The organism is Bradyrhizobium betae (assembly GCF_050632175.1).
GTDB lineage: Bacteria > Pseudomonadota > Alphaproteobacteria > Rhizobiales > Xanthobacteraceae > Bradyrhizobium > Bradyrhizobium betae_B.
This window is the reverse complement of the sequence record NZ_CP192576.1, coordinates 3,057,578-3,082,307: the sequence shown is the minus strand read 5'-3', so window position 1 is coordinate 3,082,307 and position 24,730 is coordinate 3,057,578. Positions and strand designations below refer to the sequence as shown.

The following is a 24,730-nucleotide window of genomic DNA, read 5'->3' as shown; positions in this document are numbered from 1 at the left end:
GGAGAGAGAGAAGACGCGCGCATGCCTGCATTCCGTAACGCGGGACATCGCGCGATTGCGTTCGCTGTTTCCAACACGTAGCCTCGCCGCACAACAAACAGAAAATGACAGCCGGAGAGACCGCCATGGCGCGCCTGAAGTTCGGAGCCTTCCTTGCCCCGCATCACCCGATCGGGGAGCATCCGATGCTTCAGTTCCGGCGCGATCTCGACCTGGTCGAGCAGCTCGACGCGCTCGGCTATGACGAGTTCTGGTGCGGCGAGCATCATTCCTCCGGCTGGGAGATGATCGCCTCGCCCGAGATGTTCCTGGCGGCGGCGGGCGAGCGCACCAAGCGGATCAAGCTCGGCACCGGCGTAGTATCGCTGCCCTATCACCATCCCTACAACGTGGCCCAGCGCATGGTGCAGCTCGACCACATGACAGGCGGCCGCGCCATCTTCGGCTCCGGTCCCGGCGCACTTGCATCGGATGCGCACACGCTCGGCATCGACCCGATGACGCAGCGCGACCGCCAGGACGAGGCGCTCGGCGTGATCCGGCGGCTCTTCAACGGCGAGCGCGTCACCGCCAAGAGCGACTGGTTCACCATGAACGACGCCGCGCTCCAGATCCTGCCGCTGCAGGAAGAGATGCCGTTCGTCGTGGCCTCGCAGATCTCGCCGTCGGGCATGACACTCGCCGGCAAATACGGCATCGGCATCATCTCGCTGGGCTCGATGACGACGCAGGGCCTGATGTCGCTGCAGCAGCAATGGCAATTCGCCGAGGACGCCGCCAAGAAGCACGGCACCACGGTGAACCGCGCCGACTGGCGCGTGCTGCTGACCTTCCATATCGCCGAGACCCGCGAGCAGGCCCGCAAGGAGGCCGGCGCCGGGCTCATGCGCTGGCACAACGAGTATAACGTCGGCACGCTGCAGCGGCCGGGCCTGACCGCATTCGCCTCGCCCGACGAAGCCGTGGACAAGACCGCCTTCGTCGAAGGCGCGGCGTCCACCATCGGCACGCCCGACGATCTCGTCAAAACCATCAAGAACGTGATGCAGGTGTCGGGCGGCATCGGCGCGGTGATCGGCTTCGTGCACGACTGGGCCAATCCGGAAGCCACGCGCCGGAGCTGGGACATGGTCGCGCGTTACGTCGTGCCCGAGATCAACGGCTATATCGACGCCCTGCGCAGGTCGCAGAAATTCGTGATCGAGAACCGCGCCATCTTCGAGCGTGCGGGACAGGCCGTGATGGCCAAGATCATGGAGAACGACAAGGCCGCCGAGGCGCTGAAGGTGACCGGCCCCGGCCGCGTCGCCATTCCCGCCGTCAACGCCCCGGATTTGCAGAAGGAAGCGGCGAAGCGATAGGCCTGATCAAGGCTACGCCAGTAACCACTATCATGAGGACGTGATACCGGCCTGTGCTATGCTGATGACATCAGCCTGGCGCAGGCCGTATTAATGCCGCGGTCTCGCGATTTCTGTCGGTCCGCCAACCGGAGCAATCGTCATGTCGATGCAGAATGTCGCCCCTGCGCTTCCGTTCACCGCCCCCAAGCGCAACGCGCTGACGCACATCCCCGGCGACGAAGGCTGGCCGGTCATCGGCAAGACCTTTCAGGTGCTCGCCGATCCCAAGGGGCACATCGAGGCGAACGGTGCCAAATACGGCCCGGTCTATCGCACCCATGTTTTTGGCGAGACCAATGTCGTGCTGCTCGGGCCCGAGGCCAACGAGCTCGTGATGTTCGACCAGCAGAAGCTGTTCTCCTCGACCCATGGCTGGAACAAGGTGCTCGGGCTGCTGTTTCCGCGCGGCTTGATGCTGCTCGATTTCGACGAGCACCGGCTGCATCGCAAGGCGCTGTCGGTCGCGTTCAAGTCCGGGCCGATGAAATCCTATCTGTCCGATCTCGACAGGGGCATCGCCGCACGGGTCGCGCAATGGAAGGCGAACCCCGGCGAGATGCAGCTTTATCCGGCGATGAAGCAGCTCACGCTCGATCTTGCCGCGGCATCGTTCCTCGGCGCGGACATCGGGCCGGAGGTCGACGAGATCAACCGCGCCTTCGTCGACATGGTGGCCGCCGCCGTCGCGCCGATGCGCCGCCCTCTGCCGGGCACGCAGATGGCGCGCGGCGTGGCGGGCCGCAAGCGCATCGTCGCCTATTTCCGCCAGCAGATTCCGCTGCGGCGCGGCAATCATGGCGGCGACGATCTGTTCTCGCAGCTCTGCCGCGCCACCCATGAGGATGGGGCCCTGCTGTCCGAGCAGGACATCATCGACCACATGAGTTTCCTGATGATGGCGGCGCACGACACGCTGACCTCGTCGCTGACCACCTTCGTCGGCGAGCTCGCCGCCAATCCGGACTGGCAGGACAGACTGCGGGCGGAGGTTCTTGCACTCGGGCTTGCTCCCGGTGCGCCGAGCAGTTTTGACGATCTCGAAAAAATGCCGCTGTCGGAGATGGCGTTCAAGGAGGCGCTGCGGATCAAGCCGCCGGTGCCCTCGATGCCGCGCCGCGCGATGCGCGACTTCACCTTCCGGGGATTCACGATTCCCGCCGGCACCGCGGTCGGCGTCAATCCGCTCTATACGCACCACATGAAGGAGATCTGGCCGGAGCCCGATCGCTTCGATCCCTTGCGCTTCACCGAGGAAGCCCAGCGCAACCGCCACCGTTTCGCCTGGGTGCCGTTCGGCGGCGGCGCGCATATGTGCCTCGGCCTGCACTTCGCCTACATGCAGGCCAAGTGCTTCGCGCGGCACTTCCTGCAGAACATCGAGGTGTCGCTGGAGCCGGGCTACAAACCGGACTGGCAGATGTGGCCGATCCCGAAGCCGCGGGATGGGCTGAGGGTAAGGATGAAGGCGGTGTGACCACCGATCTCGTAGGGTGGGTCAGCGAAGCGTAACCCACCTCTTTAATCTCCGTGGTGACAGAGGTGGTGGGTTACGCCAGCGCCTGCGCTTCGCGCAGACGCCGTCTAACCCACCCTACGGCATCCCTCTTCGCCTCTACGCCCCCTGATCGAACGCGCTGCGCAAGGCCGCCAGGCCCTGCTGCTGCTGGCTCCAGTTGCGGCCGCCGGTGATGGCGCCGTCGATGACGAGGTCGTGGCCGTTGATGAAGCCGGATTCGTCGCTCGCCAGGAACACCGCGGCATGGGCGATGTCGTCGGGAATGCCGGCGCGCGGGATCGGCTGAGCGGTCTTGTAGACGTCGCGCATCACCGCCGGCGTCTTCTCGGCCGCTTCCGTCGACAAGCCCAGCGCCTTGCCGAAAATGCCGGTCGCGATCGCACCGGGGGAGATCGAATTGACGCGCACGTTGGACTCGCCGAGCTCCATCGCCACGCATTTGGTGAGATGGATCACCGCTGCCTTGGCCGCGCCGTAGACCAAGGACGAGGAAAAGCCGGCGAGTCGGCCGGCAATGCTGCCGTTGTTGATGATGCTGCCCGCCCCCTGCTTCTTCATGAAGGGCGCCGCGTGCTTCATCCCGAGCATGACGCTACGCACCAGCGTCGCCATCGCTGCGTCGAAGCGCTCGACCTCGAGACCTTCGATTCCGCCGGTCTGCGCCGGACCGCCGGCATTGTTGAAGAGGCAGTCGATCCGGCCGAACTTGTCCACTGCGAGCGCGATCAGCGCCTGCATCTGCGGCTCGACCGTCACATCGGTCTGGCGAAAGAGGCAGTTGGCCCCGAGCTGCTTCGCCAGCGCCTCACCCTCCGGTATACGCCGCCCCGCGATCACAATTTTGGCACCTTCGGCAACGAAGACTTCCGCAGTGCGCAATCCGATCCCGCTCGTCGCGCCCGTGATCACCGCAACCTTGCCGTCAAGCCTGCCCATGGAATCTCCCTGCTCTTGAACGATTTGATGCCAAATGGCCGACACCGACCGATGACGGCGCTGCGACAGTCGGGGTCGCGACGCTCACTATTCCTGCCAGCTATCGACAAGGCAAGCTTTGCTTGCGCATGCGAGATGCGTAACATCCTCGTCCACCTCTCGATTTTCGAGCGCATCTGGCAACCGGGCGGCGCATGCAGAAGCTGATCGATGAATTCCGCAAGGGTTGGCAGGGTGATACACCGCCTTCGCTCGGCCTGAGCATTGCGTTCGCTGTCGCCTGCCTGCTGGTCGCGACGCTGGTACGCTGGGGTCTGGCGCAGGTGCGCCCCGACGTCTACTTCATCCCGTACTTCCCGGCCGTGTTCTTCGCTGCGGCGTTCGGCGGCCTGCGAATCGGCATCATCACCGCGCTGATCGGCGGTGTGCTCGGCGTCGTCGTCAATTTCGGCGATGTTTTTGCCGATCGGTCCCGGTTCACCCTGTTGTCGCTGTATTGGTGCGTCTGCGCCCTCACCATCTGGGGCGTCGAGCACTATCGCACGATGCTGACGGAGCAGCGGCGGATTTCCAGGCGCCTGATCGAGGAAGAGGACTATCGCAAGCTATTGGTCGACGAGCTTCAGCATCGGCTGAAGAACAAGCTATCGACGGTGCATGCCGTACTGCATCAGGTGCTGCATGACGAACCGCAGGTCTGGGCCCGGATCGATCCCCGGCTGCGTTCTCTGGCCACGACCGACGATTTGATCTCGCGGATCGACAAAGCGGGCTGCGACATCCGCGACCTGTTGATCGCGGAGCTCGGGCCTTACGGCCATGTCCGCTTCACTCTCAATGGCGACCGCCTGTTCCTGCCGCCGAAGCTCGCGGTCACGCTTTCACTGATGTTTCACGAGCTCGCCACCAACGCCGGCAAATATGGCGCGTTCTCCTCGCCGCGCGGATTGTTGCAGGTGTCATGGACCGTCAGCGGCGACCGTCTGACCGTTACCTGGGACGAAACCGAAGGCCCGAGCATCGGCAAGGTGTCGGCGCCGGGCTTCGGCACCAAATTACTGAAGTCCGCGCTATCGGCCTTCGACGGCAAGACCGAGGTCTCGTATCTGGCGACCGGCCTGCATTGCATCATGCAATGCCGCATCCCGCCAAGCGGCTAGACCCGGCACAAGCGAAAGCGGACCGCGCGCTCCGCTCGCGGTTTCGCAATCGGCGTTGACCCTCTGTTAATGACGATCGGGGGCACGCGTCGCATCGCCGCAAGTTTCCCCCGAAACACCCTCGTATTTCTCCGGACCCCTTAACCAAACCTAAGAGGGAACCGCGCAAGATCGCGTCCATTGCAAAGGCGCGCTGAAACAACAAGATTCATGACTTCTATGAACGACAACAGATACTCCGGCGCGAGCGAAGCCGAACTCGGATTTCTCAAGGAAATCGTTAGAATGCTGCCGGCCGGCCTGACCGTGCAGGACGCGCAAGGCGAGCTTCTGCTGGTTAACGATGTCGCGGCCGCCCAGCTCGGCATGGACGGCAGCCGCCCCTCACCCGATCTCGCGCAGCGCCGGGAAGCATGCCAGCGTGCACTGACCGCCGGCCAGGCCGTCGTCACCGAGGAAGCACTTCACGACGGCGCCGCGCGCCAGGTGCTGCTGACCACACATCGTCCGGTCCGCCTTGCCGGACGCGAGCTCCTGATCTCGGCCTCCTCTGATATCACCGAGCAGAAGAACTTCGAGGACCAGCTGTTCCGCTCGGCCTATTTCGACGAGCTGACCGGCCTGCCCTCGCGGCGCGTGATCGAGCATCACGCGAACAGTTTGCTGGCGCGCGAGAGCACGACTGAACGCTTCGCGCTCGCCTTTCTCGACGTCGACAATTTCAAGCACATCAACGACTATTACGGCCACACCGTTGGCGATGCGCTGCTGGTCGAGCTGTCGAAGCGGCTCGGACGCGACTTGCGCGATTCCGACATGCTGTCACGCATCTCCGGCGACGAATTCCTGCTGCTGCTCTCCCCGATCCGGAGCCAGGAGGAGGTCGCCGAGTTCATGCAATCGACGCTGGAGCGGCTGACCGCGCCGTTCTTCATCGACAATTCGGAAGTCTTCGCCTCCACCTCGGTCGGCATCAGCCTTTATCCCGATCATGGCCGCAGCTTCGAGACGCTGCGCCAGAACGCCGACATCGCGATGTACCGCATCAAGAACGGTGGCAAGGGATCGGCGGCCTTCTTCGATTCCAGCATGGAGCGCGAGGCGCTGGCGCGGATGAAGATCGAGCAGTCGCTGCGGCTCGCCATCCTGGAAAAACGCTTCTGCTGCGCGTTCCAGTCCAAGGTGGACATCAGGACGCAGTCGGTGAAGGGCATCGAGGCCCTGGTGCGATTGCGCGACGACGAAGGCGTGATCCAGGCGCCGGGATCGTTCATCAACCTTGCGGTCGAGCTCGGGCTGATCGACGAGCTCACTCATCTCGTTCTCGCCGAGATCGTCAAGTCGATCGACCTGATCAACGACACGTTTGGCGCGGAAGCGACCATCAGCATCAACGTCGCCGCCAAGCAGGCCTGCAACCTCGAATTCATGCGCAATTTTGCACAGTCGCTGGAGGAGACCGGCTTTCCCCAGCGTTTCATGATCGAGGTGACGGAAGACGCCTTCGTCGCCAAGAGCCATTTCCAGTCGGAAATCCTACCGATGTTCCGCAAACTCGGCATCGGCATCTCCATCGACGATTTCGGCACCGGCTATTCGTCGCTGTCTGCGCTCGCCGACATCACCGCCGACGAAATCAAGATCGACCGCTCCTTCATCACCGACATCCATAAGCGTCCGCGCAGCCAGGGCATCTTGCGCGCGATCGAATCCCTGAGCGAGGCGCTCGGCATGACGGTGATCGCCGAAGGGCTCGAATCCTACGAAGAACTCGCCTATCTGCAGGCCGCGACCAAGATCCGCTACGCGCAGGGCTATTATTTCGCCCGGCCGATCTTCCTGGAGGAGCTGAAGCTCGCAACGCCCGCCTCCAGCGAGGCACGGGGCAGCGTCGCCAGCCGCCCGTTGCAGCAGAACCGCCAGGGTTATTCACGGGCGAACGGGTATCGGCGGTAGTGCGCGTTTCCGGATCGTGCGATGAGCGCTGATCGTTCCGTCATCCTGAGGTGGCCGCCTCTTCGGCGGCCCTCGAAGGACGACGGCCCGGCTGGTAACCGCCCGGGAGGATCGGGGCCGTTCATCCTTCGAGGCTAGCAAGAGCGCGCACCTCAGGGTAACTGTACGTGCACCCATCCCCATTTCTCCCTTTGAAATTGCTGCCCTTTTGCTAATACAGGCGGACTTCCCCGAGGTACGCCATGCCCTCTGCCCCCTCCGTCAGCGATCCCGCCTACGTCCGCGCACGGGCGATGGTGACGCTGTTCGAGCGGCTGGAGCATTTGTGCGAGGGCGCGATTGCGATCGATCGCGGCGGGCGGGTGATCTACGTCAACGAGAAATATCTGGCGTCGCTCGGCCTGAAGCAGACAGCGGAAGCGATCGGACGGCCGATCGAAGAAATCATCCCGAACAGCCTGATGCGGAATGTCGCCGAGAGCGGCGAGCCGATCCTGCTCGACATCATGGAGCTCGGCGGCGAGCAGCTCGTGGTCACCCGCATGCCGATCGAGGACGAGGAGCGCAACGTCATCGGCGCAATCGGCTTCGTGCTTTACGACCACATCGAGAGCCTGAAGCCGCTGCTCGCGCGTGTCACCCGGCTCGAGAGCGATCTGCGGCTGGCACGGCGGCAATTGTCGCACGCCCGTGCGGCACGCTTCACCCTTGCCGATTTCGTCGGCACGACACCGGCGATCGCCCAAGCGAAGGAATTTGCCAAACGCGCGGCGCGGCAGAGCGTGACCGTGCTGCTCACCGGCGAGACCGGCACCGGCAAGGAGCTGCTGGCCCAGGCGATCCACAATGCGTCCTCGCGCGCGGAGAAACCGTTCGTCAGCGTCAACGTCGCGGCGATCCCGGAGACGCTGATCGAATCCGAATTCTTCGGCGCCGCACCGGGCGCCTATACCGGCGCCGACCGCAGGGGACGCGAGGGCAAATTCCGGATCGCCGACGGCGGCACGCTGTTCCTCGACGAGATCGGCGAGATGCCGCTGCAGTTGCAGGCCAAGCTCCTGCGCGTCTTGCAGGAGCGCGAGATCGAACCGCTCGGCTCGGACAAGATCACCAAGGTCGATTTGCGCGTCATCGCCGCAACCAATGTGGACCTACGCAAGCGCGTCAGCGACGGCGCCTTCCGCGCCGATCTCTATTACCGTCTCAACGTGCTCTCGATCGATCTTCCTCCCTTGCGAAAATGCATCGACGATCTGCCTGACATCTGCGCGCGGCTGATCGAGGACATCAGCGCCTCCGGCGATTTCGTCAACGCCAGGATCACGCCAAGCGGGCTTTCGGCGCTCGCGCGCTACGATTGGCCCGGCAATGTCCGCGAGCTCCGCAACATCCTGGAGCGCGCGCTGATCCTGAGCGATACCGGACGCCTGACAGGCGACGATTTCGTTCACATCCTGCCGGTCAGCGCAAACATCGACGCAGCGCCGGTGCCGCGGATGACCGGCTCGGTCCTCCCCTACGCCGAAGCGGAGGCCGAGTTCGAGAAGCAGACGCTCGAACATGCGCTGGCCGCCAGCCATGGCCAGATCACGGAAGCCGCGCGCATGCTGCGGATCTCGCGCGCGACCTTCTACAAGAAACTCGCCAAGTTCGGGCTGGCGACCGGATCGCCGCCTGTCTGAGTTTCGAGACAATCCGTGTCTGGAGTCTCGGATTCCCGACAACACGATGCCGGCCTTGTCTTTGGCATCGTCAGCGCTTCTGCCGCATTTTCAGCCATTCCAACGCAAAGCTCCGCATCTGGCGCAGGGCTTGCTGTAGGCGGCCAGAGGAAACGCATGGGCTGATGCACGACGTGGCGGCGTCAAGTCATCGCGAACGTCGCGACGCCCACATGTCAAGAGATTGTCACATGCCCCTCATGCAGGCTCTGCCGGAAGGTGGAATTGCAATGTATGCACATGTGTGCAAATCGCTGTGATCAAGGCAGCTCATTCAAGGAGGAACCCATCGTGCGTCGATCGCTCATTCTCACGGCAGCCATCCTCGGCTTGGCCGCGACCGCCTCCGCCCGAGCCGACGACCTCAAGGTCGCGCTGATCTACGGCAAGACCGGCCCGCTCGAGGCTTACGCCAAGCAGACCGAAACCGGCCTGCAGATGGGCTTTGAATACGCCACCAAGGGCACGATGATGCTCGACGGCCGCAAGATCGTCATCATCACCAAGGACGACCAGGGCAAGCCGGACCTCTCCAAGGCCGCGCTCGCCGAAGCCTATCAGGACGACAAGGCCGACATCGCGATCGGCACGACTTCGTCGGCCGCAGCGCTCGCGATTCTCCCCGTCGCCGAGGAGAACAAGAAGATCCTGATCGTCGAACCCGCCGTCGCGGACCAGATTACCGGCGAGAAGTGGAATCGCTACATCTTCCGCACCGGTCGCAATTCGTCGCAGGATGCGATCTCGAACGCGGTCGCGATCGGCAAGCAAGGCGTCACCGTGGCGACCCTGGCGCAGGACTACGCCTTCGGCCGCGACGGCGTCGCCGCCTTCAAGGAAGCGCTCGCCAAGACCGGCGCGACGCTCGCCGCAGAAGAATATGCTCCGACCTCGACCACCGACTTCACCGCGGTCGGCCAGCGCCTCTTCGACGCGCTGAAGGACAAGCCCGGCCGCAAAGTGATCTGGGTGATCTGGGCCGGCGCCGGCAATCCGCTGGCCAAGCTCCAGGACATGGATCCGAAGCGCTATGGCATCGAGCTGTCGACCGGCGGCAACATCCTGCCAGCGCTGGCGGCCTACAAGGGCCTGCCGGGCATGGAAGGCGCGACCTATTATTACTACGACATCCCGAAGAACCCGGTGAACGACTGGCTCGTCGCCGAGCACCAGAAGCGCTTCAAGGCGCCGCCGGACTTCTTCACCGCCGGTGGCTTTGCCGCCGCGATGTCCGTCGTCGCCGCCGTCACCAAGGCGAAGTCGACCGACACCGAGAAGCTGATCACCGCCATGGAAGGAATGGAGTTCGACACGCCGAAGGGCAAGATGGTATTCCGCAAGGAAGACCATCAGGCGCTCCAGAGCATGTATCACTTCAAGGTCAAGGTCGATCCGAACGTCGCCTGGGCCGTGCTCGAGCCGGTGCGCGAGCTGAAGATCGAGGACATGGACGTTCCGGTCAAGAACAAGCGCTGATCTGTCTTCGCCTCTCCCGCGCGGCCCTCTTGCTTCACCTCTCCCGCTTGCGGGAGAGGCCGGGAGAGGGCTCCATCCTCTTGGGGAATCTTCGGCGCGGTGACACCCTCTCCCCGACCCTCCCCCGCAAGCGGGGGAGGGGCGCAGCGTGACCGTGGATACGTCTCGCCCTTATCACTCGCCGGACTGCTCATGACGCTGACTCTCGAAACCCGCGACCTCACCATCCGCTTCGGCGGGCATGTCGCGGTCAACAACGTCACCTGTACGTTCCGCCCGGGCGAACTCACCGCCATCGTGGGGCCGAACGGCGCCGGCAAGACCACTTATTTCAATCTGATCTCGGGCCAGCTTCGCGCGAGCAGCGGCAGCATCCTGTTTGACGGCACCGACATCACCCAGCAATCCGCGCCGATGCGCACGCGTGCCGGGCTTGGCCGCGCATTCCAGCTGACGAACCTCTTCCCGAACCTGAGCGTGGAAGAGAATGTCCGCCTCGCGGTGCAGGCGGCCGATGGCACCCATTACGACATGCTGCGGCCCTGGATGGTCCGCCGCGATCTGATCGCCCGCGCCGACGCCATCCTCGACCAAGTCGCACTCGGTGGCCGCCGCGGCGTCGCCGCGACCGCGCTGTCGCACGGCGACCAGCGCAAGCTCGAGGTCGCGCTGATGATCGCGCTGGAGCCGAAAGTGTTCATGTTCGACGAACCGACCGCCGGCATGAGCATCGACGAGGTGCCGGTCGTGCTCAACCTGATCGCGCAGCTCAAGCAGGACCAGAGCAAGATCATCCTGCTCGTCGAGCACAAGATGGACGTGGTGCGCTCGCTCGCCGACCGCATCATCGTGCTGCATAACGGGCAGCTCGTTGCGGATGGCCCGCCGGCCGAGGTGATCGCCTCGCCGATCGTGCAGGAAGCCTATCTCGGCGTCGCACCCAAGAAGGCGACGGAGAACGTTGCAGGGAGCGCGGCATGAGCGACCTGTTGAAACTCTCCGGCGTCCACACCCATATTGGCCGCTACCACATCCTCCAGGGCATCGACCTTGCGGTGCCGCAGGGGCAGACCACGATGCTGCTCGGCCGCAACGGTGCCGGCAAGACCACGACGCTGCGCACCATCATGGGCCTCTGGCAGGCCTCCTCCGGCGAAATCAGCCTCGCCGCCGAGCGTATCGAGAGCCGCGCCACGCCCGACATCGCCCGGCTCGGCGTCGGCTATGTGCCGGAGAGCATGGCGGTGTTCTCCGACCTCACGGTGAAAGAAAACCTCGTGCTGGCGGCGCGCGACGGGCCGCTCGACGACAAGCAGCTGGAATGGATTTTCGGCTTCTTCCCGGCGTTGCGCCGGTTCTGGCTGTCGCGCGCGGGCAGCCTCTCGGGTGGGCAAAAACAAATGTTGTCCATAGCACGCGCCATCATCGAGCCGCGCAAGCTGCTGTTGATCGACGAGCCGACCAAGGGACTCGCGCCGGCGATCATCGTGTCGCTGATCGAATGCCTGAAGGAGATCAAGCGCAAGGGCGCGACGATCCTGCTGGTCGAACAGAATTTCTTTGCCGCCCGCGAGCTCGGCGACAACGTGCTGGTGATGGACAACGGCACCATCGTCCATCGCGGCGAGATGGCGGCGCTGGCGGCCGACGTGCCGCTGCAGGAGCGGCTGCTCGGCCTGAGCCTGGAGGCGCATCAGTGACTGAACTTGCTGCAACCGATCCGCTGCCGAAGCCGAAGCGCGATCTCGCACCGGTCCTGCTGCCGATCGCGCTGGCGCTCGCGATGATTCCGCTGATCGGCTCGCCGAGCACATGGCTGACCTTGACCGCGGCGAGCCTCGCGATGGGCATGATGATCTTCATCATGGCCTCCGGCCTGACGCTGGTGTTCGGCCTGATGGACGTGCTCAATTTCGGCCACGGCGCCTTCATCGCCGTCGGCGCCTATGTCGCGACGCTGGTGCTGGCGCCGTTCGCGGCCTCCATCCAGGCCGACTCGCTCTGGATCAACCTCGCGGTGCTGGCGCCCGCGGCCCTGCTGTCGATGGCGGTGTCCGGCGCACTCGGCCTCGTGGTGGAGCGCGTGCTGATTCTTCCCGTCTATGGCCAGCACCTCAAGCAGATCCTGATGACGACCGGCGGGCTGATCGTCGCCGAGCAGACGCTCTATGCGCTGTGGGGGCCGCAGATCATCCCGATGCCGCTGCCGACCTCGCTGCGCGGCTCGTTCATCCTCGGCGACGTCGCGATCGCCAAATATCGCGTGCTGGCGACGCTGATCGGGCTCGCCGTGTTCATCGCGATCCAGCTCGTACTCAACCGCACCAAGCTCGGCCTTCTGATCCGCGCCGGCGTCGAGAACCGCGAGATGGTCGAGGCGCTCGGCTACCGCATCCGCCGGCTGTTCCTCGGCGTGTTCATGACCGGATCGGCGCTGGCCGGCCTCGGCGGCGTGATGTGGGCGCTCTATCGCGAGCAGGTCCATGCCTCCATGAGCGACGAGCTGACGGTGTTGATCTTCGTCGTCGTCATCATCGGCGGCCTCGGGTCGATCGGCGGCTGCTTCATCGGCGCGATTCTGGTCGCGATGGTCGCCAATTATGGTGGCTTCCTGGTGCCGAAACTCGCCCTCGTCTCCAACATCCTGCTGATGGTCGCCATTCTGATGTGGCGGCCGCGCGGCCTCTATGCGGTGACCAGCCGATGATGATCCTGTCAGGCGATCCGCCGCGCAGCCGCGTTCTCACGCTCGTTCTCGTCGTCATCATCCTGGCGCTGGCGTTGACGCCGTTCCTGTTCCCCGGCGCCAAGGCGCTGAATGTCGCCGCCAAGATCTGCGTCTTCGCCGCGCTGGTCGCGTCCTACGATTTGCTGCTCGGCTACACCGGCTCGGTGTCGTTCGCCCACACCATGTTCTACGGCATCGGCAGCTACGCCATCGCGATCGCGCTGTACGGGATGGGTCCGAACTGGGCCGCGGTCGCTACCGGCATCGTCGTCGGCCTGCCGCTGGCGGCCTTGCTCGCGCTCGCCATCGGCCTGTTCTCGTTGCGCGTCGCCGCAATCTTCTTTGCCATGATTACGCTCGCAGTTGCTTCCGCCTTCCAGGTGCTGGCCTCGCAGCTATCCTGGCTGACCGGCGGCGAGGACGGGCGCAGCTTTCAGCTGCCCGAATTGCTTCGTCCCGGAACGGTGCTGATTTCCAAAAGCCTGTTCGGCTTCGAGATCAACGGCCGCATCCTGACCTTCTACCTGGTGTTCGCAGTCTCGGCCCTGATGATCCTCGCCCTGCTCCGTGTGGTGAACTCGCCGTTCGGGCGCGTGCTGCAGGCGATCCGCGAGAATCGCTTTCGCGCAGAGGCGCTCGGCTTCCGCACCGTGTTCCATCTCACCTACGCCAACTGCCTGGCCGCACTGGTCGCCGCCGGCGCCGGCATTTTGAACGCGCTGTGGCTGCGCTATGCAGGCCCCGACACATCGCTCAGCTTCTCGATCATGCTCGACATCCTGCTGATGGTCGTGATCGGAGGCATGGGCACGATCTACGGCGCCATCATCGGCGCCACGATCTTCATCCTCGCCCAGAACTACCTGCAGTCGCTGATGGGTGTCGCATCCAAGGCGGCGTCGGAGGCCGGGCTGCCGCTGCTGCCGGGGCTGCTCCATCCCGACCGCTGGTTGCTGTGGCTCGGACTGCTGTTCATCGCCAGCGTCTATTTCTTCCCGACCGGCGTGGTCGGACGGCTGCGCAGCGGCGGTGGCGACAAGGGCGCGGGCGCCTCGCATTAAGCGGCAATTAACGATGCAGCGCAGCGGTTGTTGCTGGCTTCGCACAACCGCGAGGCGATTCCCGCCTCGCGGTATGCGTGCCTGACCGCGCAACCGGATTAATCCTTAGGTAACTGGCTTTGCTAAGGTTTGCGCCATTTGTGCGGTGTATTCGTGTTCCCTCAGGGAGGGGAATGCGCCAGGTCTCTGCAAGGATTGCAGCCGGAATGTCTCTAGCCGCTCGAAGCGGCTGGGAGGCAGCGACGCGGCGCGGCCCGGTGCTCTGGCTCACCCTGTGCGGCGTGTTGCTGGTCGCGGGCATCTTCGCTGTGACCGCCATGGCCATCGGCGATTTTCGCGAGCGCACGCTGACCAACCGCGAGCGCGAGCTGGCAAACACCGTACAGCTGATCGCGCGGCACTTCGATCAACAGTTCGAGGATTCCGACGTCGTCGCCGCCGACCTGATCGGGCAGATGAACCTGCCGGAGATCACCTCGCCCGCGATGTTCCGCGAACGGATGTCCGGACCCGCCGCCAACCAGATGCTGCGCGGCAAGATCAGCGCGGTCTCCTACCTCGGCGACATCGTGATCTACGACGCGGACGGCGACATCATCAACTGGTCGCGCGCCCAGCCGCTGCCCGCGATCAACGTCTCGTCGCGCACCTATTTCCAGACCTTCAAGTCAAATCCGGCATCGGAGCCGGTGCTGCTGGAATCCGTGCGAAGCTTCATCATCGGAAAATGGACGACCATCGTCGCGCGCCGGCTCACCATGCCGGACGGCACGTTCCTCGGCGTGCTGGTCCGCCGGATCGATCCCGATAGCTATCAACGCTATTTCGCCTCGGTCGCATTAGCCGAGGGCGCGGCCATCTCGCTGTTCGATCGCGAAGGCAAGATGCTGGCGCGTTATCCGCATGTCGAAGAGCTGATCGGCAGGAATTTCAAGGACGCGCCGCTGATGCGCAAGATGCTGGCCGAAGGCGGCCGGCATACGCTGCGCGTCAAGGGCCCGATCAACGGCGAGGAACGCCTCGGCTCGGCGGCGTCGCTGTCGCATTTCCCGCTGATCATCGTCGCGACCAACACCGCGAGCGCCGCGCTTGCCGACTGGCGCCACCAGACCGGCTTCATGGTCACCACGGCGACGGGTTTGGCTGCGGTGATCGCGCTGATCCTCTTCCTGATCATTCGCCAGATCCGCCGGCAGAACCGGGAGGCCCATGAGCGGATCGAGGCGGAGCGGCAGCGCCTGGACACCGCCCTGAACAACATGTCGCAGGGTTTGATCCTGTACGACGCCGCCGGCTATATCGTCACCTGCAACCGCCGCTACGCCGACATGTTCGGCCTGTCCACGGACGTCATCAAGCCCGGCTGCCACATTCACGAGGCCATGTATCACCGCAAGGAGCGCGGAGCATTCCGCGGCAACGTCGAGGCGTTCTGCGCCGATGTGATGCGGGTGGTCGCCGAAGGCAAGGTTTCGACCAGGATCCATGAGCTGCCCAATGGCCGCGCCTTCCAGGTCATCAACACGCCGCTGGCTCAGGGCGGCTGGGTCGCCACTATCGAGGACATCACCGAGCGCCGCAATCTCGAGCAGGAGCGCGACCGCAACTACACATTCCTGCGCGAGATCATCGATCACATCCCCTCCCAGATCACGGTGAAGGACGCCCGGACGCGGCAATACTTGCTGCTCAATTGCGTCGCCGAACAGCTGTTCGGCAAGTCTCGTCAGGACGTCGTGGGCAAGACCGCTTTCGACATTTTCCCCGAGGCGCCCGCCGCCCGCATCACCGAAGACGACAGCAATGCGCTGAAATCGGCCGTGGGATTGTTCAAGGACGAACACGCCTGGCAGATGCCGGGCACGGGGCTGCGCTACATCACGTCGACCCGGATCGGCATTCGCGATGAAGCCGGCGAGCCGCGCTATCTCATCCATGTCATCGATGACGTCACCGAGCGGCGACGTGCCGACGAGAAGATCGCGCATATGGCGCATTACGATGCGCTGACCGACCTGCCGAACCGCACGCTGTTCCGCGAACAGATCGAAGCCGAGCTCGCCAAGGTCGCCGGCGGCGGTCAGTTCGCGCTGCTCTACATCGACGTCGACGAATTCAAGGGCATCAACGATTCTGCTCGGCCACCACGTCGGCGACGATCTGCTGAAGGCGATCGCGACCCGGCTGCGCGGCTGCCTCAAGAAGGGCGACCTGATCGCGCGGCTCGGCGGCGACGAATTCGCGGTGATTCAGACGGGAATCCGGTCCGCTGCGGACGTGCTGTCGTTCGTGACGCGTATCTACGAGGCGATCCGCCAGCCCTATCACTGCCTCGGCCACCAGCTCTCCACCGATGCCAGCATCGGCATCGCGCTGGCGCCGCAGGACGGCACCGACCTCGACCAGCTCATCAAGAACGCCGACCTCGCCATGTACGGCGCCAAGGGTTCGGGCCGCCGCACCCATCGCTTCTTCGAGCCGGCGATGGACGCGAGCGCCAAGGCACGCCTGACCATGGAGCAGGACCTGCGCCAGGCCCTGGTGAATGGCGGCTTCGAGATTCACTATCAGCCGCTGGTCGATCTGCGCACCAACGAGGTCTCGGGCTGCGAGGCGCTGCTGCGCTGGCGTCATCCCGAACGCGGCTGGGTCTCGCCGGCCGAGTTCATCCCGATCGCCGAGGACACCGGCCTGATCAACGAGCTCGGCGACTGGGTGCTGCGCATGGCCTGCAACGAGGCCGCGACCTGGCCGGCGCATGTGCGGATCGCGGTCAACGTCTCGCCGGTGCAGCTCAAATGCGACACGCTGGCGCTGCGGATCGCCGGCGCCCTCGCCGCCTCCGGGCTCGACCCGCGCCGGCTCGAGCTCGAGATCACCGAGGCCGTGCTGATCCGCGACGACGAGGCCGCGCTTTCGATCCTGCATCAGCTCCGCGCGATCGGCGTGCGCATCGCGCTCGACGATTTCGGCACCGGCTATTCCTCGCTGAGTTATCTGAAGCGCTTCCCGTTCGACAAGATCAAGATCGACCGCTGCTTCGTCGTCGACATCGCGGAAGCGAGCGGCGCGCCCGTGATCGTGCAGGCCGTGGTGAACATTGCCGCCGCCAGCAACATGACCACGGTCGCCGAAGGCGTCGAGACCGAGGCGCAGCGCGAGATGCTGCGCTCGCTCGGTTGCACCGAGATGCAGGGCTATCTGTTCAGCAAGCCGAAGCCGGCGGCCGACGTGCGCAAGCTGTTCAGCCCGGGCGATGCCCGGCCCATCGCGGCGGTGGCCTGAGATGGCGAAGCCGGGCAAAGATCCAGCCGGCCCCGTCGACGTCGCCGATTCCTATGCCGTGCGGCTGATGCAGCATCTGGTGGTGCCGACCTTCGTGATCGATCCCAGACGCCGCGTCGTGATCTGGAACAGGGCCTGCGAGCGGCTGACCGGTGTCGCCGCCGCCGAGGTGATCGGCACCACGAAACACTGGCAGGCCTTCTATGAGACCAAGCGCCCGTGCCTCGCCGACCTCGTCGCGCTCGACCGCCCCGAGCAACTGCCGGAGTTTTATTCGGAATATGCCGCGCGCGGCCATAACGGCCTCGGCTTTTCCGCCGAAAACTGGTGCGTGATGCCGAAGCTCGGCAGCCAGCTCTATCTCGCCATCGACGCCGGCCCGATCCACGACGAAGCCGGCCATCTGATCGCGGTGGTGGAGACGCTGCGCGACCTCACCGACCAGAAGCGTGCCGAGAGCGCGCTGAAGGAGCTCGCCACCAAGGACGGGCTGACCGGCCTGTCGAACCGCCGCTCCTTCGACGAGATGCTGCAGGCGGAATGGGCCCGCGCCCAGCGGACGCAGAAGCCGATGGCGCTGCTGTTCGTCGACGTCGATCATTTCAAGCAGTTCAACGACCGCCACGGCCACCAGAGCGGCGACGAATGCCTGCGCGCGGTCGCCGCCGTCGTCAGCCGCCATGCCGTGCGCCCGCTCGACATCGCCAGCCGCTATGGCGGCGAGGAGTTCGCGCTGATCCTGCCAGACATGGATTGCGATGCCGCCTGCGCGATCGCCGACGAGATCCGCCGCGCCGTGATGGCCCTGGCGATCGCCCATGGTGCCGAGGGCGCCGGCGACCACGTCACCCTCAGCGTCGGTGTCGCCAGCCGGCTTCCCGGCGAAGCCGACGCCAGCCCCGACCGGCTGCTGGGCTCGGCCGACGAGGCGCTCTATGCGGCCAAACGGCTCGGCCGCAACCGCGTCATCTGCGCCGAGCGGCTGCTCGCCGAATTTGCAGGCCTCGGCCGGGACAGCGAGCCGGTTCCTGGCCGTTTGGGGCGCAAATCCGCATGATCGATGCGGCGGGAAGCAGTTGCCCGCCCCCGCCAATCGGCTAAATGAGGCTCGACTAGCACCCGTAGCTCAGCTGGATAGAGCGTTGCCCTCCGAAGGCAAAGGTCACACGTTCGAATCGTGTCGGGTGCGCCATAACTTTCAATGCCTTAGCACACCTCCTGAGAGATTTAGTAAGCAGCATGTCCGCGGTTTGTCCGCGTATTCTGTTCATCAGTTGTTTCCCTTGGAGCGATGCTCCAGTTCCGACCGCATGAAGCGGACCGCTTCCCGCGTTATATCCTGAACGTCTTTCGCCAGCGGGTATGCAGCATGGAACGCTTGCAGCTTCCTGCAAATGGCCGTGAGTTCTGGCTCAGTTTGCGCCTCCGCAAACAATCTGGGATTGCCTTCGCATGCCGGCATGGACGTGCGGAAGATTGTTGGTGCCAATATCAGAAAGGCGCGGATCGAAGCTGGCATCTCGCAAGAGGAGTTGGCCGGCCGGATGGGCGTTGAGCAACATCCTCGCCGACTACGCACGAGAGCACGCCCCCGAGACCGCTGCCCCGTGGAGAATTGCTTCAGCGGTAAAGCCGCTCGTAGAATTCTGGCAGGGACGAACAGCAGTAGACATCTCACGTGAGACCTGCCGCCGCTTCGAACAACATCGTGGACGATCGGCAGGAACTGTGCGGCGTGAGTTGGGTGTCCTCCGCGCCGCGATCAATCACGCATTCCGAGAGGGCCGTCTCACGCGGGTAGTGTCTGTACGGCTCCCAGAGACTCCGCAAGGACGCGACCGTTGGCTCACGCAAGCTGAGGCGCTTGCCCTCTACAAGGCTTCAATGAACGAGCCCGGGGTTCGGCTGCATCTTCCCTTGTTCATATTGATCGGTCTTTACACCGGGCAACGGAAGGAAGCGATCCTATCTCTGCGGTGGGCGCAGGTCGACCTGCATGCTGGCCTTATTGATTTCAACACGCCGGGCGCGCGGAGGACAAACAAGCGTCGTGCCCGCGTCCCCATTCCGCCGACTTTGCTTCGTGGACTGAGGCGTGCGCGGGAACGAGGCACAGATCTTGGTTATGTCGTCCACGAGAACGGCCAGCGCTTAAAGGATATTAAGCGCGGCTTTAGCTCAGCTTGTCGACGTGCGGGCCTGAAAGATGTCACGCCACACACCCTCCGGCACACTTGCGCAACTTGGCTAATGCAAAGAGGGGTCCCTACCTGGGACGCCTCGGGCTATCTCGGGATGAGCCGCGAGACACTCGAACGCGTTTACGGGCACCACCACCCTGACTTCCTACGAAGCGCATCCGAAGCCCTCAGATAGACTCACGCGTGTCTAAGCACAGCGGCGCTAAATCCGTTGGCGTTCACCGACGCGAACTTCGTGACTGTCGAGCCCCTAATACTTAAGTTTGGGCGTAAGCGCAGCGATCCATCAAATTTCTCGTTGATTATACGTCTTTCTACATTGCGCGCGACACGCCCCTCCACCTATCGTTGCAAGATATAAATTTCTAATTCAGGGCGAGGAATATGCCACGCTTCTCCAAACATTTTTCTTTGAGCTTAACTCAGCATGAGCTCGACTTTGTGGACGTAAGCAACACTTTTGACACTCCCGTTTACGTCGATCCGTATGCGATCGAGATACAAAACGACGTTTGGGCTGCCACTGCATCCGAGCTGATCCGAGTGTTCTTCAAGGAGGTTTTGAACGCAATTCGTAGCAAGGACATTCCACGGGCGATCAACCTGATGTCTCATCTGACCGAACCACAAGAGACTTTTCTAGGTGTATCAAGCGGAAATCCCGCAGGTCGTGGAGTTGGGCCCGGCCAATCCAGACAGTTGATCAGAGCGATTGCCACAAGCAAGGCCTACAAAACAGGCTTGTTAGCAGACTTGTCGGAAATGGCTCTCTACGTTGAAGGAATCGATCGAGATAAGATTTCCGACTTAACGACGAATATTATTCGTGAGCAGCTAGTCGACTACACCCAAAAGCAATGCGAACTTTATGACATTCCCACGCAGCAGTATTCTGGGCCCTCGCTGTGGGATGCTAAAAGAAAGAACTGGATCTCAAAATACGTCCAACTTCCATTCATAAAATCTACTCCCGTTCTCCTAGTGCCCAAGTATATTGTCAGAAGGAAATTGTCGCTCGACAGTCAAGAGTTTTACAACAAGCAGATAACGGACTATCTAATCGCTGAAAACCTGCGGGCGAGCAGCTCTCTGGTCCATGTGTTGAAGAGTGGAGAACCCAAAGTTTACAAGAGCGATGTGCGGAAGAAACACCCTAAATCAAAGTCGTTCATTGCGGACGTCGTGAAATCGCATCCCGAATTGCTCGCACTATACAAAGACATTGCTAGGAAGGAACGAAGCCTCTCAACATTTGACGACCGTGAGGATATTCCGACCCTTACTACTGCCTGCGCTAGGCTGGCAGAGCAATTCGCAAAGGTGCCTACGGGCGCCAAACATGCTGATGCTTATCATCGGCTAACAATGGGTGCACTGACAGCGCTCTTTTATCCGGACCTAATACTTCCGCAAAAGGAGTGGGAGGTGAATGACGGCCGGAAGCGCATCGACATTGTTTTTACAAATAACGCGAGCGTCGGCTTCTTCGCGCAAAGGCGCGACGATCCAAAGCTCAACGCCAACTTGGTGATCGTCGAATGCAAGAACTATTCAAGCGACCTAGCAAACCCAGAATTTGACCAGCTTCTCGGTCGCTTCGATGACAACCGCGGTCGCTTCGGTATTATAACTTGCCGTAGCATTGACGACTACAAGGCAGTCAAAAACCGCTGCTTGGACGCCGCATCGCGCTCCCGAGGATACATTATCGTTCTTACGGACGCTGACATGGTTGCGATGCTCACGGCAAAGTCTCAACTTCAAGACAAGCAGATCGCCGAGTTTTTGCACCGCAAATATCGGGAACTCCTGACCTGATTCTCTCGTACGGCGAGTGTTGTATCTTTCTCACCCTTGAGAGAGCTGGAACGCAAGGTAGTTGTCCGCGGATAGTCCGCGCTATCCCGACGTGTTCAACGGACATTTCGCCTAGTTAGATGGAAAAAGGCGAGAATTTTCAAAGCATCTGCCATGCTCGGCATCCTCCGAAGGCAAAGGTCACACGTTCGAATCGTGTCGGGTGCGCCACCTTTCGGCGAGGTCTTCCCAATCAACTCCCGCCCGTCGCGCGACCGCTAACGGTCGATGCTTCACGCGCTCGGATTCCTGGCGTCTGCCCTCCCTGGAGGAAAAGGCTACGTCAGCATCGCAATGATCTGCTGGATCTGGTCGGAGGCGGACGTCACCAGTCCGTCATATGATGTCTGGCCGTGTGCGGCAGCCCTCAAGATGCATTCGGCTACGGCGGCTTTCAGACCGAACACCGATTGATCGGCTGGCACGCTCGCCATCACGGTCTCGAGTGCCTGGCGCATGGTCTGAATGAACTCGGAGCTGTATTGCATCGGCTGTCCTCCGCACCTCGATATAGGACTGCGTGCCCAGGCTCGCCACTCACAAGCCTGAGATTGACGGTCACGGCGAAGTCACAGCTGAAGCAACCATCACCTCGCACTTCCGTTTGCGCAATTGTATCATCTCCCCATGAGCGAATCCGGCACGACGACTGGTGAATCTGCGCCCATCCGCAAGATCATCCATATCGACATGGATGCCTTCTATGCGTCCGTGGAGCAGCGCGACAATCCGGAGCTGCGCGGCAAGCCGGTCGCCGTGGGAGGCTCCGCCGAACGCGGCGTCGTCGCGGCCGCCAGCTACGAGGCCCGCGCGTTCGGCGTCCGCTCTGCCATGCCATCGGTGACCGCGAAGCGACAATGTCCCGATCTCATCTTCGTCAAGCCGCGTTTCGAGGTCTACAAGGCGATCAGCAGGCAGATCCGCGACATCTTCGCCGAGCACACGCCGCTCATCGAACCGCTATCGCTCGATGAGGCCTATCTCGACGTGACGGAGAATTTGCAGGGCATCCCGCTGGCGCGCGACGTCGCGCTGCGGATCCGCGAGACAATCAAAGCCGAGACGGGCCTCAATGCTTCGGCAGGCATCTCCTACAACAAGTTTCTCGCAAAACTCGCCTCCGATCATCGCAAGCCGAACGGTCAGTTCGTGATCTCGCCGGAAATGGGACCGGCCTTCGTCGAGACGCTGCCCGTCGGCAAATTCCACGGGATAGGCCCTGCGACGAGCGCCAAGATGAATGCGCTCGGCCTGTTCACCGGCCTCGACATCCGCAACCAGTCGCTGGAATTCATGAACGCGAATTTCGGCAAGTCGGGCGCCTATTACTATTGGATCTCGCGCGGCGTCGACGAACGGCCGGTCCGGGCCGACAGGGTGCGCAAGTCCATCGGCGCGGAGACCACGTTCCAGTCAGACCTCGACACATTCGGCGCGCTGGTCATCGAACTCAGGCCACTGGTCGACAAGGTCTGGCGCCATTGTGAGGCGACCGGCAACCGCGGCCGAACCGTCACCCTGAAGATCAAATTCGCCGACTTCGAGATCATCACGCGCAGCAGGTCCGCACCAGCACCGGTTGCAGGCCGCGACGATCTGGAGCGGCTGGCCTGCGGCCTGCTCGAAGCTGAAATGCCGCTGCCCAAGCGCGTCAGGCTCCTGGGCGTCTCGCTGTCTGCTCTTCAGATCGGGGACGATGCGGAGCCACAGCTGACTTTCGGCATCTGAACCGGACCGGCAATGACAGCGGCGGGATTTTCAAACCCGCCACCGATCACGAGGTCGACCCGCTCGAACCAGTCAGTGCCGCACATGCTCGAACACCACGATCACGCCCGTCGGCTCCGGCTCATGCGCCATCAGGCGCGTCAGTTCGGCATCGCTCCAGTCGGCGAGGCTGACGACCTCGCCGGTCTGGCGCTCCGCACCCAATGACGGCGTCGGTTCAAGCACCTTGAGACCGGTCTCGTCGACGAAGAAGGTATGCTCGCCGAACATGTCGTTGAGCTGCGGCATGGCGGGATGCTCGTCGGGCAGCACCTGGGCGCCGAGCTGGTTGACGGTCTGCTTCACCTGTTCGGTCGTAAGCTTCATGCACGGTTCCGTTCTGTTGTCGGGTTTCACTGAGACGGACGAGATGCGGGCGTTCCCTGCCCCCTGTTCGCCCGCCTCAACTTCCCGAACGGATGCTGCACGCAAACGTTCCCGAGAAATGCTTTTCGTGATCGCGCGTTCCCGCTGCCGCGCCCGCGGCAAGACATCGCCACACGATGTCCACGTTCCCGTGGCTGGCGACGCTAATCGACGGCTTCGACGATGCGGATGTCGCGATCCGCGCCGTCGCCGAGCAGATCGTGCGCGGCCTTGTAGGCCGGGCTTTCATACGCCGCCCTGGCGCTCGCGACGCTGTCGAACTCGATAAGGACGACACGTTCCATCAGGCCGTGCTCGAATGCCGCGGCCGGCATCCCGCGCGCGAGCACGCGGCCACCGGCGGCCTCGATCGCAGGCCGCGACAGCTTGGCATAGGCCGCCATGGCGTCGGGGTTCTTGATCGCGCGGTAGGTGGCAACCCAATAGGCCTTTGCCATTTCGTTTCTCCTTGTTTCCAGTGACCCGCTACTCGCCGCGGTTCTCGCCGACCGAGAGCGCGCAGATGCGTGACAGATATGTGTAAGGCAGGCCGGTCTCCTCGGCCCAGGCATTGAATTGCGCCTGCACTTTTGCGAGATCGCCCTTGGACTTGACCTCTTCGGCGATATCGAGGCCGGCATCGCGCAAGGACGCGACGACGTCCTTCGAGGTGACAAAGCCGTCCCAGCCGACGAAACGCAGCAGCATCTGGCCTGTGTTGCCCCCTAAGCGGCTGCCGCGCCTGGTGAGGAGATCGAGCAGGCCGATCTCGTTGGACGGCGGCCATTTCGCCAGAAATCTGCCGAAGCTGCCGTGCTCCCTCGCAATCTCCTGCACGAAGGCGGCGTTGCCGCGCACCGACATGATCTTGGCGCCGTTGCGCACGATGCGCGTATCGCGCAGCAGGCCTTCCCAATAGTCCTCGGGCTGGAAGCCGAGCCTGGCCGGCTCGAAGTGCAGGAAAGCCTCTTCAAAGCCGTCCCATTTCGAGTCGATCACGCTCCAGGCAAAACCGGCGGAGAACACCCGCCTGGTCATCTCGGCAAGGATGCGATCGTCGCCGAGCTTCGCCAGACGCTTGAGGTCGGGCTTCTCGGGCATCAGCTTCTCGAGCGCCTTGGGCCCGCCCTTGCGTTTCTCGGCGCGGGCACGAATGGTCTTGAACGAGGTCATGCAATGTCGCTCTGAGCGGCACGAAGAAGCGCGAGCTTAGCGCACTGAGCCGGTCCTGCAACCGTGACCATGTCACAGCGTCAATACTGCCCTTGCGTCGAGGCGTCGAATGGGATTTGGATGC

The 24,730-nt window shown here is 63.1% G+C and carries 19 protein-coding genes, 1 tRNA gene and 1 pseudogene; 16 read left to right on the top strand and 5 right to left on the bottom strand.

Translation table 11 applies throughout. The features are described 5' to 3' along the window. The first annotated feature begins 125 nt into the window (after positions 1-125). Together ACQ86E_RS14880 and ACQ86E_RS14875 are read left to right on the top strand one after the other, a co-directional pair. Positions 126-1,361 carry an LLM class flavin-dependent oxidoreductase gene (locus tag ACQ86E_RS14880; protein ID WP_431206004.1) on the top strand — a complete coding sequence of 412 codons (1,236 nt, stop codon included), beginning with the start codon at positions 126-128 and terminating at the stop codon, positions 1,359-1,361. Between the two features lie 142 nt (positions 1,362-1,503). Further along, complete coding sequence (locus ACQ86E_RS14875) at positions 1,504-2,877, top strand: cytochrome P450 (protein WP_431206003.1); 1,374 nt, start codon at positions 1,504-1,506, stop codon at positions 2,875-2,877. 138 nt (positions 2,878-3,015) lie between these two features. Here the strand turns inward: ACQ86E_RS14875 and ACQ86E_RS14870 are convergent, their stop codons facing one another. Next, positions 3,016-3,855, bottom strand: a complete 840-nt coding sequence (locus ACQ86E_RS14870; RefSeq protein ID WP_431206002.1) for an SDR family NAD(P)-dependent oxidoreductase — start codon at positions 3,853-3,855, stop codon at positions 3,016-3,018. Positions 3,856-4,049: 194 nt separating this feature from the next. Here ACQ86E_RS14870 and ACQ86E_RS14865 point away from each other — a divergent pair, with 194 nt between their 5' ends. The 13 genes and pseudogenes from ACQ86E_RS14865 to ACQ86E_RS14805 all read left to right on the top strand — a co-directional run bounded on the left by ACQ86E_RS14865 (position 4,050) and on the right by ACQ86E_RS14805 (position 21,261). Continuing rightward, entirely contained in the window at positions 4,050-5,015 is a 966-nt protein-coding gene (locus ACQ86E_RS14865; protein ID WP_431206001.1) for a sensor histidine kinase, read from the top strand. Between the two features lie 219 nt (positions 5,016-5,234). Then, positions 5,235-6,971 (top strand): putative bifunctional diguanylate cyclase/phosphodiesterase, encoded by a 1,737-nt coding sequence (locus tag ACQ86E_RS14860; protein WP_431206000.1) that lies wholly within the window; start codon positions 5,235-5,237, stop codon positions 6,969-6,971. A 242-nt stretch (positions 6,972-7,213) separates the two neighbouring features. Next, positions 7,214-8,653, top strand: coding sequence for a sigma-54 interaction domain-containing protein (locus ACQ86E_RS14855; RefSeq protein WP_431205999.1), 1,440 nt, complete (start codon positions 7,214-7,216; stop codon positions 8,651-8,653). A gap of 330 nt (positions 8,654-8,983) precedes the next feature. Further along, positions 8,984-10,168 carry a substrate-binding domain-containing protein gene (locus ACQ86E_RS14850; RefSeq protein WP_431205998.1) on the top strand — a complete coding sequence of 395 codons (1,185 nt, stop codon included), beginning with the start codon at positions 8,984-8,986 and terminating at the stop codon, positions 10,166-10,168. A 192-nt stretch (positions 10,169-10,360) separates the two neighbouring features. Further along, complete coding sequence (locus ACQ86E_RS14845; protein WP_431205997.1) at positions 10,361-11,149, top strand: ABC transporter ATP-binding protein; 789 nt, start codon at positions 10,361-10,363, stop codon at positions 11,147-11,149. Further along, a complete protein-coding gene (locus ACQ86E_RS14840) occupies positions 11,146-11,868 on the top strand; it encodes an ABC transporter ATP-binding protein (protein WP_431205996.1) in 723 nt (240 codons plus the stop codon). Before ACQ86E_RS14845 ends, ACQ86E_RS14840 begins: the two co-directional genes overlap by 4 nt. Further along, positions 11,865-12,875, top strand: a complete 1,011-nt coding sequence (locus ACQ86E_RS14835; protein ID WP_431205995.1) for a branched-chain amino acid ABC transporter permease — start codon at positions 11,865-11,867, stop codon at positions 12,873-12,875. Before ACQ86E_RS14840 ends, ACQ86E_RS14835 begins: the two co-directional genes overlap by 4 nt. After that, on the top strand, positions 12,872-13,957 hold the full coding sequence (locus ACQ86E_RS14830; protein WP_431205994.1) for a branched-chain amino acid ABC transporter permease: 1,086 nt from the start codon (positions 12,872-12,874) through the stop codon (positions 13,955-13,957). Before ACQ86E_RS14835 ends, ACQ86E_RS14830 begins: the two co-directional genes overlap by 4 nt. 206 nt (positions 13,958-14,163) lie before the next feature. Continuing rightward, positions 14,164-17,242 (top strand): annotated as a pseudogene (locus ACQ86E_RS14825) (bifunctional diguanylate cyclase/phosphodiesterase). Position 17,243: 1 nt separating this feature from the next. After that, positions 17,244-18,299 carry a sensor domain-containing diguanylate cyclase gene (locus ACQ86E_RS14820; protein ID WP_431205993.1) on the top strand — a complete coding sequence of 352 codons (1,056 nt, stop codon included), beginning with the start codon at positions 17,244-17,246 and terminating at the stop codon, positions 18,297-18,299. Between the two features lie 58 nt (positions 18,300-18,357). Continuing rightward, positions 18,358-18,434, top strand: a tRNA-Arg gene (locus tag ACQ86E_RS14815). 260 nt (positions 18,435-18,694) lie between these two features. After that, positions 18,695-19,618, top strand: coding sequence for a tyrosine-type recombinase/integrase (locus ACQ86E_RS14810; protein ID WP_431205992.1), 924 nt, complete (start codon positions 18,695-18,697; stop codon positions 19,616-19,618). A gap of 209 nt (positions 19,619-19,827) precedes the next feature. Continuing rightward, positions 19,828-21,261, top strand: coding sequence for a hypothetical protein (locus ACQ86E_RS14805; protein ID WP_431205991.1), 1,434 nt, complete (start codon positions 19,828-19,830; stop codon positions 21,259-21,261). A gap of 317 nt (positions 21,262-21,578) precedes the next feature. On the opposite strand, the gene ACQ86E_RS14800 is transcribed toward ACQ86E_RS14805, so the two are convergent. Further along, the gene (locus ACQ86E_RS14800; protein WP_431205990.1) at positions 21,579-21,788 is read right to left on the bottom strand and encodes a hypothetical protein; all 210 of its coding nucleotides are present in this window, start codon (positions 21,786-21,788) and stop codon (positions 21,579-21,581) included. A 139-nt stretch (positions 21,789-21,927) separates the two neighbouring features. On the opposite strand from ACQ86E_RS14800, the gene dinB reads away from it, so the two are divergent. Continuing rightward, positions 21,928-23,028, top strand: a complete 1,101-nt coding sequence (gene dinB / locus ACQ86E_RS14795; protein ID WP_431205989.1) for a DNA polymerase IV — start codon at positions 21,928-21,930, stop codon at positions 23,026-23,028. 72 nt (positions 23,029-23,100) lie between these two features. Here dinB and ACQ86E_RS14790 read toward each other — a convergent pair whose 3' ends face one another. The 3 genes from ACQ86E_RS14790 to ACQ86E_RS14780 all read right to left on the bottom strand — a co-directional run bounded on the left by ACQ86E_RS14790 (position 23,101) and on the right by ACQ86E_RS14780 (position 24,606). After that, positions 23,101-23,394 carry a hypothetical protein gene (locus ACQ86E_RS14790; protein ID WP_431205988.1) on the bottom strand — a complete coding sequence of 98 codons (294 nt, stop codon included), beginning with the start codon at positions 23,392-23,394 and terminating at the stop codon, positions 23,101-23,103. A 203-nt stretch (positions 23,395-23,597) separates the two neighbouring features. Further along, positions 23,598-23,891 (bottom strand): DUF1330 domain-containing protein, encoded by a 294-nt coding sequence (locus ACQ86E_RS14785; protein ID WP_431205987.1) that lies wholly within the window; start codon positions 23,889-23,891, stop codon positions 23,598-23,600. Positions 23,892-23,919: 28 nt separating this feature from the next. Further along, positions 23,920-24,606 carry a DNA-3-methyladenine glycosylase I gene (locus ACQ86E_RS14780; protein WP_431205986.1) on the bottom strand — a complete coding sequence of 229 codons (687 nt, stop codon included), beginning with the start codon at positions 24,604-24,606 and terminating at the stop codon, positions 23,920-23,922. Positions 24,607-24,730: the final 124 nt, after the last annotated feature.